General features: G+C 75.0%; 13 protein-coding genes and 1 rRNA gene. 7 read left to right on the top strand and 7 right to left on the bottom strand.

Features of this window, described 5'->3' with window-relative positions:
* Both rrf and QSK52_RS19535 read left to right on the top strand, forming a co-directional pair.
* Positions 1-111, top strand: a 5S ribosomal RNA gene (gene rrf / locus QSK52_RS19530); the annotation flags it as partial.
* 222 nt (positions 112-333) lie between these two features.
* On the top strand, positions 334-819 hold the full coding sequence (locus tag QSK52_RS19535) for a hypothetical protein (RefSeq protein WP_285737382.1): 486 nt from the start codon (positions 334-336) through the stop codon (positions 817-819).
* A 33-nt stretch (positions 820-852) separates the two neighbouring features.
* On the opposite strand, the gene QSK52_RS19540 is transcribed toward QSK52_RS19535, so the two are convergent.
* The 5 genes from QSK52_RS19540 to QSK52_RS19560 form a co-directional block, all read right to left on the bottom strand.
* On the bottom strand, positions 853-2,166 hold the full coding sequence (locus QSK52_RS19540) for a DUF58 domain-containing protein (RefSeq protein WP_285737383.1): 1,314 nt from the start codon (positions 2,164-2,166) through the stop codon (positions 853-855).
* A 79-nt stretch (positions 2,167-2,245) separates the two neighbouring features.
* Positions 2,246-3,250, bottom strand: a complete 1,005-nt coding sequence (locus QSK52_RS19545) for an AAA family ATPase (RefSeq protein WP_435053295.1) — start codon at positions 3,248-3,250, stop codon at positions 2,246-2,248.
* Positions 3,229-4,461 carry a DUF4350 domain-containing protein gene (locus tag QSK52_RS19550; protein ID WP_285737385.1) on the bottom strand — a complete coding sequence of 411 codons (1,233 nt, stop codon included), beginning with the start codon at positions 4,459-4,461 and terminating at the stop codon, positions 3,229-3,231. The genes QSK52_RS19545 and QSK52_RS19550 overlap by 22 nt, the downstream gene beginning before the upstream one ends.
* On the bottom strand, positions 4,458-5,135 hold the full coding sequence (locus QSK52_RS19555; protein ID WP_285737386.1) for a DUF4129 domain-containing protein: 678 nt from the start codon (positions 5,133-5,135) through the stop codon (positions 4,458-4,460). Before QSK52_RS19555 ends, QSK52_RS19550 begins: the two co-directional genes overlap by 4 nt.
* Positions 5,136-5,140: 5 nt before the next feature.
* Complete coding sequence (locus tag QSK52_RS19560; RefSeq protein ID WP_285737387.1) at positions 5,141-6,193, bottom strand: glycerophosphoryl diester phosphodiesterase membrane domain-containing protein; 1,053 nt, start codon at positions 6,191-6,193, stop codon at positions 5,141-5,143.
* A gap of 227 nt (positions 6,194-6,420) precedes the next feature.
* On the opposite strand from QSK52_RS19560, the gene mtrA reads away from it, so the two are divergent.
* From mtrA to QSK52_RS19575, 3 genes are read left to right on the top strand one after another with little or no spacing between them, the layout of a single operon-like run.
* Positions 6,421-7,098 (top strand): MtrAB system response regulator MtrA, encoded by a 678-nt coding sequence (gene mtrA, locus QSK52_RS19565; RefSeq protein ID WP_030459579.1) that lies wholly within the window; start codon positions 6,421-6,423, stop codon positions 7,096-7,098.
* Positions 7,099-7,100: 2 nt separating this feature from the next.
* Positions 7,101-9,203, top strand: a complete 2,103-nt coding sequence (gene mtrB, locus QSK52_RS19570; protein ID WP_285737388.1) for an MtrAB system histidine kinase MtrB — start codon at positions 7,101-7,103, stop codon at positions 9,201-9,203.
* Positions 9,178-11,031, top strand: a complete 1,854-nt coding sequence (locus QSK52_RS19575) for an LpqB family beta-propeller domain-containing protein (RefSeq protein WP_285737389.1) — start codon at positions 9,178-9,180, stop codon at positions 11,029-11,031. The genes mtrB and QSK52_RS19575 overlap by 26 nt, the downstream gene beginning before the upstream one ends.
* On the opposite strand, the gene QSK52_RS19580 is transcribed toward QSK52_RS19575, so the two are convergent.
* Positions 11,015-11,806, bottom strand: a complete 792-nt coding sequence (locus QSK52_RS19580; protein WP_285737390.1) for a ComF family protein — start codon at positions 11,804-11,806, stop codon at positions 11,015-11,017. The two genes, QSK52_RS19575 and QSK52_RS19580, sit on opposite strands and share 17 nt — an antisense overlap.
* Positions 11,807-12,194: 388 nt before the next feature.
* Between QSK52_RS19580 and hpf the strand changes: the two genes are divergently transcribed.
* Together hpf and QSK52_RS19590 are read left to right on the top strand one after the other, a co-directional pair.
* On the top strand, positions 12,195-12,890 hold the full coding sequence (gene hpf / locus QSK52_RS19585; RefSeq protein WP_352230295.1) for a ribosome hibernation-promoting factor, HPF/YfiA family: 696 nt from the start codon (positions 12,195-12,197) through the stop codon (positions 12,888-12,890).
* A 127-nt stretch (positions 12,891-13,017) separates the two neighbouring features.
* Positions 13,018-13,743 (top strand): response regulator, encoded by a 726-nt coding sequence (locus QSK52_RS19590; protein ID WP_285737391.1) that lies wholly within the window; start codon positions 13,018-13,020, stop codon positions 13,741-13,743.
* Positions 13,744-13,769: 26 nt separating this feature from the next.
* Here the strand turns inward: QSK52_RS19590 and QSK52_RS19595 are convergent, their stop codons facing one another.
* Complete coding sequence (locus QSK52_RS19595; protein ID WP_285737392.1) at positions 13,770-14,972, bottom strand: winged helix-turn-helix domain-containing protein; 1,203 nt, start codon at positions 14,970-14,972, stop codon at positions 13,770-13,772.
* Between the last annotated feature and the right edge of the window lie 12 nt (positions 14,973-14,984).

The raw sequence follows: 14,984 nt of genomic DNA on the forward strand, positions 1-14,984 counted from the left end.
GGTCATAGCGTGAGGGAAACGCCCGGTTACATTCCGAACCCGGAAGCTAAGCCTCACAGCGCCGATGGTACTGCAGGGGGGACCCTGTGGGAGAGTAGGACGCCGCCGAACAATCTTTCAGAGAAAGGGCTCCAGCCATGCGGCTGGGGCCCTTTCCGCATTTCCGGGCCAGGTCGGAACGGGCCAGCTGCCATCCGAATACCCGTCCGTATTCCGAGCGGAGGCGTCATGATGATCGGCATGACGACGACTGACGGAGCCGGGCCGAGGGCGCACCACTACGGGTACGCGCACCGGGTGCTGCCGGGGCTGGTGCGGGATCTCGGGGGGAAGATGCTGGACCACGAGCCGACGGCCGGGTTCACCGGCGGGCTCACGGCGATCTGGCAGGGGTACGGCGAGAAGCTGTCGGAATCGGAGCGGTTGCCCGCTGACGGGCTGTCGGCGGACCTCGTCCAGGGGGACGGTTACCGGGCTCTGTTCGTCGTCCTGCCGCCCGCGGGGGCGCCGTCCGAAGCGCACTTCGTCGCGGTGGTGCAAGCTGCCGGGGCCGAGGGGTGTCGGTACCTGACGCTCGAACACGGGGTCAGCCCGGTCGACGGCCAGGCGTACACGGTCCTCGGCGAATGGACGGCTGACGGCCGGCACCTCAACCTCGGGTCCGGGCCTGCTGCGGAGCCGGGGGACTTCCTCGCAGCGGTGGGGCGGGTTCTGGCCCAGTCCGTTCCGGTCCACGCGGCCACCCGGGCCGGCGTGCCGGAGAGCGGGAAGTCCGGGGGACGGGGGCTGCGGGGGCTGCGGGGGCTGTTCGGGCGGTGAAGTGGTGGCTCCGGGCCGGACGTTGGGGAGGGCTCAGAGGCGGCCGGCGGCCTTGAGGGCGAGGTAGGTGTCGGAGAGGGCGGGGGCGATGGACTCCGGCGGTGCGTCGAGGACGGTGACGCCGCGGCGGGTGAGGAGGTCGGCGGTGCGGCGGCGGTCGGCGCGGGTCTGTTCGGCGGCCGCGGCGCCGTAGACGTCTTCGACGGTGGTGCGGGGGGCGTGGACGAGTTCGTCCAGGCGGGGGTCGGAGACGGAGGCGAGGACGAGTTCGTGGCGCTTGGTGAGGAGCGGGACCTGCGGGAGCAGGTGCTCCTGGATCTGGTGGGCGTCGAGACCGGTGAGCAGGACGATCAGGGAGCGGTGGGGGGCCATCCGCAGGGCGGTGGAGGTGAGGGCGCGCAGGTCGGTCTCGATCAGGGCGGGTTCGAGCAGGGCCATCGCGTCGGTGAAGGCGGGGAGTACCTCGGCGGGGGAGCGTCCGGCGACGGCGGCGCGGCGGTGGCGGTCGTGGGCGAGCAGGTCGACGCGGTCGCCCGCCTTGGTGGCGAGGGCGGTGAGCAGGAGGGCGGCGTCCAGGGCGGCGTCCAGGCGGGGGGCGTCGCCGACGCGGCCGGCGGAGGTGCGGCCGGTGTCGAGGACGATCAGGACGTGGCGGTCGCGTTCGGGGCGCCAGGTGCGGACGGCGACGGTGCTGCGGCGGGCGCTGGCGCGCCAGTCGATGGAGCGGACGTCGTCGCCGGGGAGGTACTCGCGCAGGGAGTCGAACTCGGTGCCCTGGCCGCGGGTCAGGACGGAGGTGCGGCCGTCGAGTTCGCGCAGGCGGGCGAGGCGGGAGGGGAGGTGCTTGCGGCTGGTGAAGGGGGGCAGGGCGCGGATGCGCCAGGGGGCGTCCAGGTTGGCCTGGCGGCCGGCCAGGCCGAGCGGGCCGAGGGAGCGGACGGTGACCTTGCCGGAGTGGTGGTCGCCGCGGCGGGTGGGGGCGAGCGGGGTGGTGAGGCGGCGGCGTTCGCCCGCGGGGACGGTGACGGTATGCCGGGAGGCGGTGAAGGCGGTGCCGGGGGCCCAGGCGGAGGGGTACCAGGCGTCGCGGATCCGGGCGCGCAGCGGGCGGCCGGAGGGGTTGGCGACGAGCAGGTCGACGGTGGTGGCCTCGCCGAGGCGGACGGTCGGGTCGCCGGAGCGCTCCAGGGTGAGGCGGCGGACGGGGGCGGCGAGCACCAGGTCGGCGGCGACGGCGGCGAGCAGGGGCAGCACGACCGCGCCGACGCCCGTCCAGGAGGGGAGGACGATTCCCACCAGGAGGGCGCCGAGGGCGGCGACGAGGGCCGTTCGGCCGGTCAGGGCCATGGGGTGCTGGGCTCGCTTTCTGGCGCAGGGGAGTTGCGGGCCGGGGGAGGGCGTCCCCCGGCCGCGGGGGTGCCGGGTCCTAGCGGGGCGCGGGCGTCTGGGCGAGGACGGCCTGGATGACGCTGTCGGCGGTGATGCCCTCCATCTCGGCCTCGGCGCGCAGCTGGACGCGGTGGCGCAGGGTCGGCAGGGCGAGCGCCTTGACGTCGTCGGGGGTGACGTAGTCGCGGCCGGCCAGCCAGGCCCAGGCCCGGGAGGTGTTGAGCAGGGCGGTGGCGCCGCGCGGGGAGACGCCCATGGCGAGCGAGGGCGACTGCCGGGTGGCGCGGACCAGGTCGACGATGTAGGCGAGGACCTCGGGGGAGACGGTCAGCCGGGCGATCTGGGCGCGGGCGGCGGCCAGGTGCGCGGCGTTGGCGACGGGGCGGACGCCGGCCGAGGCGAGGTCGCGCGGGTCGAAGCCGCTCGCGTGCCGGGACAGGACCTGGAACTCCTGGTCGCGGGTCGGCAGCGGGAGGATCAGCTTGAGCAGGAAGCGGTCGAGCTGGGCCTCGGGCAGCGGGTAGGTGCCCTCGTACTCGACGGGGTTCTGGGTGGCGGCGACCAGGAACGGTTCGGGGAGCTTGCGGGGTTCGCCGTCGACGGTGACCTGGCGCTCCTCCATGGCCTCCAGCAGGGAGGCCTGGGTCTTGGGCGGGGTGCGGTTGATCTCGTCGGCGAGCAGCAGGTTGGTGAAGACCGGGCCGGGCTGGAAGGAGAACTCGGCGGTGCGGGTGTCGTAGACCAGCGAGCCGGTGACGTCGCCGGGCATCAGGTCGGGGGTGAACTGGATGCGCTTGGTCTCCACGTCGAGGGCGGTGGCCAGGGTGCGGACCAGGAGGGTCTTGGCGACGCCGGGGACGCCCTCCAGCAGGACGTGGCCGCCGCAGAGCAGGGCCACGACGATGCCGGTGACGGCGGCGTCCTGGCCGACCACGGCCTTGGCGATCTCCTCGCGCAGGCCGGTGAGGGCGGCGCGGGCATCGCCGGTCTGCGCCGGGACGGTCTTGAGCAGCTGGTCGGTCACGGCTGTCGTACCTGCCATTCCATGTCGTCGAGCTCGTTGGCGAGCCGCAGCAGCGCGGCGTCGTCGGTGGGGGCCGGGCCGTACAGCAGGTGCTGGAGGTCGGCGGTGGGGCGTCCGAGCCGGGCGGCCGCGGCTTCGAGGAGGGCGGTCGGGTCGGGGTCCCCGGAGGTGTGCGGGAGGCCGAGGGCGGCGGCGGTGCGGCGGCGGGCGGCGCGGCGCAGCGTCTCGGCGGCGTGGCCGCGGGCGTTGGCGCGGCGGTAGAGCCGGGCGCGGCCCTCGGTGGTCTCGGAGGCGCGGACGACGGCGGGCAGCCGTTCGGTGAGCACCGGTCCGAGGCGGCGGGCCCGCCAGGCGACGGCGAGCAGTCCGGCCACCAGGAGTTGCAGGGTGCCCCAGTACCAGCCGTCGGGGATGTGGTCGCCGAGGCTCTTGGGGCGGCCGGTGGAGGTGGCGTGGTCGACCTGGTCGAGGGTCTGCCAGACCAGGTGCGGGTGGGCGCCGAGCAGGCCGAGGGCGAGGGCGGCGTTGCCCTCCTTGTCCAGGTACCGGTTGGTGAGCGGGTCGCCGTTGCCGAGGACGACGACCTGCTGGGTGCCGCGGGTGCGGCTGAGCAGCAGGTCGCGGCCGCCGACGGGGTAGCAGGCGGTGTCGCCGGGGCGGCCCTCGTAGCTCTGGCCGCCGAGGTCGACGGCCCCGGCCTCGCGGGCCTCGGGCAGGGTGCAGCTCGGGGTGGGCGCGGTGCCGGTGGGCTCGGCGTAGCTGGAGGCGGTGACGCCGGGGGCGAAGGCGTTGAGCAGGGGCTGCTCGGGGGCGATCAGGACGAGGCGGGTGCGTTCGCCGCGGGGGAGCGCGGAGAGCCCGGCGAGGTGCTGGTAGCTGAGCTCGTCGGGGTAGGTGAGGACGACGGTGGTGTCGTCGGCGCGCAGGGCGGCGGCGAGGTCGTCGGTGCGGGAGGCGGTGCGGGAGGAGATCCCGTGCCGCTGCAGCAGTTGGTCGACGGCGCGGGTGCCGTGCGGGTCGCCGCTGCGGGGGTCGAGCGGGTCGTGGACGGAGCCGCCGGGGATGCCGGCGATCAGGCCGCCGACCAGCAGCAGGACCAGGACGCTCAGCAGCCACCAGCGGGAGCGCCGCCAGTGGGCGCGCAGGCGGCTGCGGGCGGGGGCGGGGTCCGCGGGCGGGGCGGCGGGGGCGGCCTCGGCGGTGGCGGGCGGCGGTGCGGTGACGGTCATGCGGTTCCTCCGCCGGCCGGGACGGGCGTGGGGCGGGTGCGTCCGAGGGTCCGGTCGAGGTCGGCGAGCAGCCGGTAGGAGCGTTCGTCGGCGGGGTGCTCGCCGAACGCGATGTCGTCGAACAGCCGTGCCGCGGAGGCGAGTTCGCGGGCCTGGCCGGGCAGGGCGCGGCCGGCTTCGGCGGCGGCCTCGTCGGCGGTGCGGCCTGGGCGGGGGGAGAGGACGGTGCGCTCCTCCAGGCCGCGGACCAGGGCGCGCATCTGCTCGCGGACGGCGTCCTCCCACGCGCCCCGGGCGGCGTGCGCGGCGGCGTCGGCCCGGTGCTGGGCGGCGCTGCGCGGGCCCTGGGCACCGGTGAACAGCCCGCCGGCGGCGCGGGCGGCGCGGCGGGGCGCGCCGTAGCGGCGCCAGAGCACCACGCCCAGGACGAGCAGCAGGAGCAGCAGCACGACGAGCGCGGCGTTGCCGCCGCCGCCGAGCGGGGAGGCGACGCCGTCCACGGTCTTGCTGAACTCGTCCTTGATCCAGTCGAGGAGGCGTTCGACCGGCCCGGGCTCGTTCTGGTGGTAGACGGCCTTGCGGAGCTCCTCGTGCGCGGCCTCGCGGGCGGCGTCCCGCGGTACGTCGACGGGGGCGCCGTCGGTGAGCAGCGCCCCCTCCCCCCGGAATCCCATGGCGGTCAGGCTCCCGACGGGGCGGCCGCGGCGGGCCGGGCGTAGCCGGGCAGGCCCGCGGCGTGGGCGAGTTCCAGGTCGAGGGCCTCGCGGCGGATCCGCTGGTCGGCGTAGATCAGGGTCTGCAGGGCGCCTTCGAGCGGGATGGTGACGGTGCGGGCGACGATGCCGCAGACGGCGACGGCGGCGATGCTGATCGCGGCGGGGCCGTCCCCGGCGGCGCCGTTGCCGGGGGTGCCGCCGAGGACCATGGCGACGATCTCGCCGGGGCCGGCCAGGACGGTGGCGACCACGGTGAGGCAGATCCGGAAGACCAGGGTCAGGCCGAAGATCCGCCACCAGGCGCCGCGGGTCAGCCGCCAGGAGCGCTTGAGCGCGCCGAGGACGGGCTGCTTCTCCAGCATCAGGGCGGGCACGGCGAGGGTCAGTCGGATCGACAGCCAGATCACCGGCGGCACGGTGAGCAGCAGCAGGGCGAGCAGGCCGGGCAGGTCGGTGGCGAAGGCCAGCAGGGCCAGCGGGACGATCGCGAGGGCGAGCGAGCCGATGCCGATCGCGGCCAGCAGCAGGCACAGGCCGATCAGGCGGCCGAGCTGGCCGCGGACCCGGGCCCAGGCTTCGGCGAGCGGGGTGTCGCGGCCGAGCAGGCCGTTGCTGACCACGGGGGCGAGCAGGCCGGAGGCCAGGACGCCGAAGAACAGGGCGAGCGGGGCCAGGTAGTTGTTGGACAGCACCGCGTCGGTCCGGCTGCCGCTGGTGTGGATCCACCAGTCGATGCCGGCCTGGAGGAGTTCGAGGACCGCGGCGAGGGCCAGGGTGAGCCCGAACGCGGCCCGCCAGTTGCGGCGGACCAGGGCGAAGGTGCCGTCCATCAGTTCGCCGAAGCCGAGCGGCCGCAGCGGGATCAGGCCGATGCCCGGGCCGGTGGGGGCGGACTGCGGGGGGAGGGGCGCGGCGGGGGCCGCGGGGGGCGGGGTGGGCGCCGAGTGGCCGGTTCCGGTGGGGCCGGGCGGTGCTTCGGGAGAACCGGGTGAGGTCCAGCCCGGGGTCTCGGTCATCGACGCTCCTCGTCGGGGCACCCTGGCTCGGGTGCTTCGGGGTGCTTATCGTGCCATGGTGCGCACGCGTACCCCAGGGGTATCCCGTTGCTGATCCACAACGGTCCGGACAAGCCCACCGAGCCACAACCTTTGCGATGGTATGACTGGTTCGGCGGGGGGGTGGAGGCGCGGAGCGGCGGGGCCGTGCGGCGCAGGTCACATTCGGGTGATGAGAAGATGGAGACATGAAGGGACGTGTCCTCGTCGTCGATGACGACACCGCACTGGCCGAGATGCTCGGCATCGTGCTGCGGGGTGAAGGTTTTGAGCCGTTTTTCGTCGCTGACGGGGACAAGGCGCTGGCCGCCTTCCGGGAGACCAAGCCGGACCTCGTACTGCTCGACCTGATGCTGCCCGGACGGGACGGCATCGACGTGTGCCGCCAGATCCGGGCCGAGTCGGGCATTCCGATCGTCATGCTCACCGCGAAGACCGACACGGTCGACATCGTGGTCGGCCTGGAGTCCGGCGCCGACGACTACGTCACCAAGCCGTTCAAGCCCAAGGAACTGGTCGCCCGGGTGCGCGCCCGGCTGCGCCGGGCCGAGGAGCCCACGCCGGAGCAGCTGACCATCGGCGACCTGGTGATCGACGTCGCCGGGCACTCGGTGAAGCGCGAGGGGCGCGGCATCCCGCTGACCCCGCTGGAGTTCGACCTGCTGGTCGCGCTGGCCCGCAAGCCCTGGCAGGTGTTCACCCGCGAGGTGCTGCTGGAGCAGGTCTGGGGCTACCGGCACGCGGCCGACACCCGCCTGGTCAACGTGCACGTGCAGCGCCTGCGCTCCAAGATCGAGAAGGACCCGGAGCGCCCGGAGATCGTCGTCACCGTGCGCGGTGTCGGGTACAAGGCCGGGCCCAGCTGAGGATGAGCGACACCAGGGCTGACCGCTCCCCGTCGGACGACATCGCCGGCGGGGAGCACGCTGTGCGCGGCGACGTGCTGAGCTCCACCACCGGTCGGCCGCACCGGCGCCGGTGGTGGGCCGGGCTGCTCGCCCCGCTGGTCCGCCCGTTCCGGCACCCGGTGGGCCGGGTGCTGGCGCTGTACCGCCGCTCGATCCAGCTGCGGGTGGTCGCGATGACCCTGCTGCTGTCCTTCGTCGTGGTGCTGGTGCTCGGCGTGGTGGTGGTCGCCCAGGTGCGCACCGGCCTGCTGGAGGCCAAGCAGAAGTCCGCGCACGGGCAGGCCCTGGGCGGCTTCCAGATCGAGCAGGACAAGATCAACGAGGCGATCAACCTGCAGGCCAAGGCCGGCGCCACCGCCGACCCGACCCGCGACCAGATCAACGCCTGGCTGACCAAGCAGGTCTCCGACCTGGCCTCCGGCGGCTCCGGCGTCTACTCGGTGATCGCGCTCGCCCCCGGCGACCAGGAGGCCAGCGCCCCCAGCGCCGGGCTGCGCGGCGCCCGCTACTCCGGCTCGATCCTGCCCGACTCGATCACCCCGGAGCTGCGCGCCAAGGTCGCCGCCGACTCGTCCAACCCGCAGGAGCAGCCGGTCAAGCTGCACCGCGCCCCGAACAGCCAGACCCCGCCCGGCGACGACAAGGGCCTGGCGATCGGCAAGCAGTTCACCGGCCCGGACGGCACCCCGTACCAGCTGTACTACGTCTTCTCCTTCTACCAGGAGACCTCCACCCTCAACCTGGTCATCGGCACCCTGGCCACCGCCGGGCTGTTCCTGGTGATCCTGCTCGGCTGCATCGCCTGGGTGGTGGTCCGGCAGGTCGTCACGCCGGTGCGGATGGCCGCCGGGATCTCCGAGCGGCTCGCCGCCGGGCACTTCGACGAGCGGATGAAGGTCACCGGCACCGACGACATCGCCCGCCTCGGCGAGTCGTTCAACCGGATGGCCAACGGCCTGCAGGCGCAGATCCGCAAGCTGGAGGAGCTCTCCCGGGTGCAGCGCCGCTTCGTCTCGGACGTCTCGCACGAGCTGCGCACCCCGCTGACCACCGTCCGGATGGCCGCCGACCTGATCTACGACAGCCGCGAGGACCTGGACCCGATGGCGGCCCGCTCCGCCGAGCTGCTCCAGGACCAGCTGGACCGCTTCGAGTCGCTGCTCGCCGACCTGCTGGAGATCAGCCGGTTCGACGCGGGCGCGGCGATCCTGGACGCCGAACCGGTCGACCTGCGGGGCATCGTGACCCGGGTGGTGGAGGCCGCCGACCCGCTGGCCCGGGCCAAGGGCAGCGCGGTGCTGATCCGCGGCGCCGAGGAGCCGGTGCTGGCCGAGGTCGACGGCCGCCGGATCGAGCGGATCCTGCGCAACCTGGTGGTCAACGCGCTGGAGCACGGCGAGGGCCGGGACGTGGTGATCCGGCTCGGCTCGGGCGAGGGCGCGGTCGCCGTCGGCGTGCGCGACTACGGCATCGGCCTCAAGCCCGGCGAGGCGTCCCGGGTGTTCCACCGCTTCTGGCGGGCCGACCCGTCCCGGGTGCGGACCACCGGCGGCACCGGCCTGGGCCTCTCCATCGCGGTCGAGGACGCCCACCTGCACGGCGGCTGGCTGCAGGCCTGGGGCGAGCCCGGCGGCGGCTCGCACTTCCGGCTGACCCTGCCGCGCACCCGCGGCGGCGAGATCTCCCGGGCCCCGTTCCGGCTGGAGCCGGAGGACTCCCGGTACAACCGCGGGATGTCCTCGGCCGGCGCCCCCTACCGCCGCACCGCGCGCGGCGCGGGCGCGCTGCCCGCGGGCGAGTCCACGTCCGTCCCGGAGACCCCGGACACCGAGCGGCACACCTTCGGCTCCGGCCTCGGCGGCGTGCTCAGCATCGGCCCCGGCCTGGGCCGGCCCGCCGCCGCCCCGGTCTCCGACCCCTCGGACGTCACGGGTTACGGTGCCACCGGCGCGCAGGTCGTGGTCGACCGCGGCCGCCCGACCCAGCCGGCCCCGACCGATCCGGACGGCGCCGAGACCGACCAGGAGGGGACCGCCGGTGGACAGGACCGACAGGACGGCTGACCGGCGGGCCCTGGCGATCGGCTGGGCCGTGCTGCTGGCCACCGTCACCACCGGCTGCGTCTCGATGCCCTCCGGCGGCGCCCCCCAGCGCCTGGAGGCCCCGCAGAACGCCGCCGACGGCCTCCAGGTGCACGTCTACCCGGTCGCCCCGCGCAAGGGCGAGAGCCCCCGCGACCTGCTCGCCGGCTTCCTCGACTCCTCCAACGCCGACCAGGCCAACTACGACACCGCCAAGCAGTACCTGACCGCCGCCGCGGCCAAGTCCTGGAAGCCCGACGCGGGCGTGGTGGTGCTGGCCGGCGCCCCCAGCCCGAGCGGCCCCACCCCGTCCGACGACGACGTCACCGTCCGGCTGACCGTCGAGGGCAAGCAGGTCGCCGCGCTGGACGAGCAGCACACCTACCAGGCCCACTCCGGCGAGTCCTACCAGCGGGCCTTCACCTTCGTGAAGGAGTCGGACGGCCCCGACAAGGGCGAGTGGCGGATCAGCGACCTGCCCGACGGCCTGATCGTCGACCAGACCAACTTCAAGAACACCTACAAGCCCGTCCACCGGTACTTCTTCGCGCGGACCGACGCCTCCGCCGCCCGCCCGCAGGGCGCCCAGGTGCTGGTGCCCGACCCGATCTACCTGCGCCGCCGGATAGACCCGCTGACGGAGGCCGCCCAGGCCACCGTCGACGGCCCCTCGCACTGGCTCGGCCCGGTGGTGACCTCCAAGCTGGGCGGCGTCCGGGTGGAGAGCGCCGCGATCGGCGACAACCGGGTGGCCACCGTCAAGCTGCAGGGCGGCGACCCGGCCGCCTGCAAGCAGATGGCCCAGCAGCTCTTCCAGACCCTCGCCGACCAGCAGAGCAAGCTGGACCGGCTCGACCTGTCGGTCAACGGCGCCGCCTGCTCGCTCAGCAGCGCCGAGGCCGCCCTGGTCGCCCCCGGCGCGCTGGCCGGCGCCGACAACGGGGTGCAGGCGTTCATCCAGCTGGAGGACGGCCGGCTCACCCGCTACCTGCCGGAGGTGACGGAGCCGCTGCCCGTCCCCGGGGTGCTCGGCCAGGCCCCGCAGGCCGGGCAGTTCCACCCCGGCACCGTCGCGGTCCGCCGGGACGCCGCCGTCGCCGCCGTGATCGGGGCCGACGGCCGCGACCTGGTCGAGACCGAGCTCACCGAGGGCGGCAAGTACGGCGAGCCGGTCGTCAGCAGCCGCTCCACGCAGCCCGGCAGGGGCCTGGCCTCGCCCAGCTGGGACGGCCGCCAGGACCTGTGGCTGGTCGACCGCGACCCGGCCGGGCCGCGGGTGCTGATGGTGCGCGGCCGCACCGTCGTCCCGGTGCAGGTCGAGGGCCTGGACGGGCGCACCGTGCAGTCGCTGCGGATCTCCTCCGACGGCACCCGGATCGCCCTGCTGCTCAGCCAGGGCGGCGGCCCCACCCGGCTGGTGCTCGGCCTGGTCGAGCACGGCGGCACCGCCGAGGCCCCCACCGCGAGGATCACCGCGCTGCGCGACATCGCGCCGCAGCTGTCCGAGGTCGCCGCCGTCTCCTGGGGCGACACCGACCAGCTGGTGGTGCTCGGCAAGGAGACCGACCGGCTGCAGCAACTGCACTTCCTGGGCACCGACGGCTCGCAGTCCACCGACTCCCCGCTGCAGGGCGGCGAGTCGATGACCGCGCTGTCCGCGACCGAGGCCCGGCCGCCGGCCGACCCGACCAGCCCGTCCGGCCCCGCGGTGCTCACCTCCTCCGAGAACGGCCTGTACCGGCTCAAGGACAACCAGTGGCACGAGGTGCCCAGCAAGTCCGCGGCCAAGGCGTTCATCTACCCGGGCTGAGCCCGGCCTCCCCGGCGGCCTCCCCCGTCGCCGCACCGCGCCGCCCCGGCACCGCGCCGCGCCGGGCGGTGGCCGCGACGGTGGCCGCCGCCCGCGGCGGGCAGCCCGCCGCGCGCAGCGCCCGGGCCGCCTCGGCCAGGCTCGCCCCGGTGGTGACCAGGTCGTCCACCAGCACCAGCCGGTGCCCGGCCAGCCGGGGCGCGACCCGGGCCGGCACGGCCAGCGCCCCGTCCAGGTTGCGCCGCCGCTCGGCCGCTCCCAGGCCCGCCTGGTCGGCGACCGGGCGGCCGTGCCGCAGCACCGGCGCGACCAGCGCGGCGACGCCGCCGCGGCGCAGCTCGCGGGCGGCGGCGCGGGCCAGCCGCAGCGTCGGGTCGTGGCCGCGGGCCCGGGTCGCGGCGCGGGCCGAGGGCACCGGCACCAGCAGCAGCGGGGCGGCGCCCGCTCCGGTGGCGGAGCGCACGGCGGCGGCCAGGGCGCCCCCGAGCGGGGCGGCCAGTCGGAGCGCGCCGCGCTCCTTGTGGGCGAGCAGCAGTTGGCGCACCGGTCCGGCGTAGGGCGCGGCGGCGTGCACCGGCGGCAGTCCGGGCGGCGGGCGGTGCGGCCCGGCGGGCCCGGCGGCGGCGCCGTCGAGCAGCGCGCGGCAGGGCGGGCAGAGGCCGGAGAACCCGCTCCCGCAGCCGGCGCAGCGGGCGGGGAGCAGCAGGTCGAGCAGGGCGGCGAGGACCGGGGCGGGGTCGGATCCGGGCTGGTGGGCGGTGCTGCGACTCGTCACGGAACCCCTCCGGAACGCTCGCCGGGCGGCGACACAGCCATACGGTGGGCGGTGCCGGGCGTGTTGTCCAGCCGTTCGCCGGTGTTTCACCCGTAGGTGGGTAAACAGGGGGGAACAGCCGGGCCGCCGACCGTCCGTCGGTACGTTCGTTCGACCGAGGGGGTGCCGGAGGAGCGCTGGGGAGGCGAGATCCCCGCGGCAGGTGTTGCATGAGGCTTCCAGGGGTTTCGAACGCTCCTGGTGGGGAGGAAGTGAGGTAAGGGCCGGTGGTCCTCGCTGGTTCTCCGGGCGGTGCCCGGCGGGCGGCGGCGGCCGGCCGGTCCGGCTGGGTCTCACGCCGGTTCGGGACGCACTCCGGGCCGGTCAGCACGAGGGATCGGAGTTCTGCGTGGACATCGTCGTCAAGGGCCGCAAGACCGAGGTGCCCAAGAGGTTCCGCGAGCACGTGGCCGAGAAGCTGGAGAAGGTCCAGAAGTTCGACACCAAGGCGATCAGCCTGGATGTCGAGGTGTCCAAGGAGCCCAACCCGCGCCAGGCCGACCGCGCCGACCGGGTGGAGATCACCCTCCGCAGCCGGGGTCCGGTGATCCGGGCCGAGGCGTCCGCCAGCGACCCGTGGGCGGCCCTGGACCTGGCCTCCGCGAAGTTGGAGGCGCAGCTGCGCAAGTCCGCCGACCGCCGCCGGGTGCACAAGGGCGGCACCAACGGGCGGGCGCCGGTCAGCGTCGCCGCGGCGACCGCCGCGCTGGCCGACCTGCCCGCGACCGAGGCCGCCCCGAGCGTCAACGGAACGGCCCGCAAGACCGTCGCGGGCAACCTGGAGGTGGAGGGCGACGGGCCGCTGGTGGTCCGCGAGAAGACCCACGCCGCGGCGCCGATGTCGCTGGACCAGGCGCTGTACGCGATGGAGCTGGTGGGCCACGACTTCTACCTGTTCCAGGAGAAGGACAGCGGGCTGCCGAGCGTGGTCTACCGCCGGCACGGCTACCACTACGGCGTGATCCACCTCAAGGAGGACATGGCCGCGGCGGTGGACGTCGCCGGGGCGGGCGGCGCGATCAACAACGGGGCCGACGAGGACTGACGACGGGCCCCGCCCGCGCGCCCGGGGTCACCCAGCCGGGCGGTTCGGCGGCGCAGGGTGACCGGGACGGGCCCCGGCCGTGGAATGATGGGCGCGTCGACGTGACCTGAGGGCGGGGGAGGGGCGGATGGGGGAGCTTTCGCGCGAGGGCCTGGGCTCGGGGGACGCCGGGTACCCCCCGCACCGCGCGGAGCCGATCCGGGTGCTGGTGGTGGACGACCACGCGCTGTTCCGCCGCGGCCTGGAGATCGTGCTGGCCGAGGAGCCGGACATCCGGGTGATCGGCGAGGCCGGCGACGGGGCGGAGGCCGTGCTGAAGGCCGCCGACCTGCTGCCGGACATCATCCTGATGGACGTCCGGATGCCCCGGCGCAGCGGCATCGAGGCGTGCACCGCTATCAAGGACGTGGTGCCCAGCGCCAAGATCATCATGCTGACGATCAGCGACGAGGAGGCCGACCTCTACGAGGCGATCAAGGCGGGGGCCACCGGCTACCTGCTGAAGGAGATCTCCACCGACGAGGTGGCCACCGCGATCCGTGCGGTGGCGGACGGGCAGTCGCAGATCAGCCCCTCGATGGCGGCCAAGCTGCTGACCGAGTTCAAGTCGATGATCCAGCGCCGCTCGGACGACCGGGAGCTGCTGCCCGCGCCCCGGCTCACCGACCGGGAGCTGGAGGTGCTCAAGCTGGTGGCCACCGGGATGAACAACCGGGAGATCGCCAAGGAGCTGTTCATCAGCGAGAACACCGTGAAGAACCACGTGCGCAACATCCTGGAGAAGCTCCAACTCCACTCCAGGATGGAGGCCGTGGTGTACGCGATGCGTGAGAAGATCCTCGAAATAGGCTGAGTGCGGGCCGGGAGCCGCCGGGCGGCTCAGCCCAGCAGCTTCTCCAGCTCCGGCCGCAGCGACTCGTCCGCCAGCCGCTCCACCCGGACGTCCGAGCAGCCCACCCACTCGGCCGCCTCGCGCAGCGCCTCGGCCAGCGCGGGGACGAACTTCGGTGCCTCCAGCGAGACTTGGCGGGCGACCAGGGTGCGGCCCTCCCGCGCCGGGTCGACCCGGCCGACCAGCCGGCCGGCGGTGAGCAGCGGCATCGCGAAGTACCCGTGCACCCGCTTGTGCCTGGGGGTGTACGCCTCCAGGCGGTGGGTCATGCCGAAGATCCGCTCGGTGCGCGGCCTGTCCCAGATCAGCGAGTCGAACGGGGAGAGCAGGGCGGTGCGGTGGCGGCCGCGGGGCTCGGTGGCCAGCGCCGCCGGATCGGCCCAGGCGGGGGCGGACCAGCCCTCGACCTCGACCGGGACCAGGCCCGACTCCGGGAGCACGGCGTCCAGTTGGGCGCCCTTGAGGCGGTGGTAGTCCATCAGGTCGGCCCGGGTGGCCACGCCCAGGGCGGCCCCGGCCCGGGCCACCAGCTCCGTCAGGCACGCGGCGTCGGACGGCTCCCGGCCGAACAGCTCGGCCGGGACGGCCCGTTCGGCCAGGTCGTAGACCCGCTTCCAGCCGCGGCGCTCGGTGACCACGACGTCACCGAAGGCGAGCGCCCGCTCGACGGCGATCTTGGTGTCGGACCAGTCCCACCACTCCGACGTCCGCTTGGCGCCGCCGAGCCCGGTGGAGGTCAGCGGGCCCTCGGCGCGCAGCTGGTCGATCACCGCGGCGTACGCCTCCGGGGAGACCCGGTGGCCCCAGACGTGGCCCTTGTCCCGGTAGGCGCGGCGGCGGAAGGCGAACAGCGGCCACTGCTCGATCGGCAGCACGCAGGCCGCGTGCGACCAGTACTCGAAGGCGGTGCCCCGCCCCCAGTACGCCTGCTCGACCAGGCGGCGGCCGACCGCGCCGAGCCGGGCGTACGGCACCAGTTCGTGCGAGCGGGCCAGCACCGAGATGGTGTCCAACTGGACGGCGCCGAGCTGCTGCAGCACGCCGCGGGCACCGGCCCGGCGGTCGGGCGATCCGAGCAGGCCCTGGGCGCGCAGCGCGAGCCGACGGGCGTGGTCCGCGGTGATCCGGAGGGCGGGGGAGGGCAGCGCGGCGGGGGCCGCAGCGGGGATCTCGGCAGGGGTCTGGGCCATGGGCCGAGGCTA

The organism is Kitasatospora phosalacinea, assembly GCF_030268885.1.
In the GTDB taxonomy this organism is placed as follows: domain Bacteria; phylum Actinomycetota; class Actinomycetes; order Streptomycetales; family Streptomycetaceae; genus Kitasatospora; species Kitasatospora phosalacinea_C.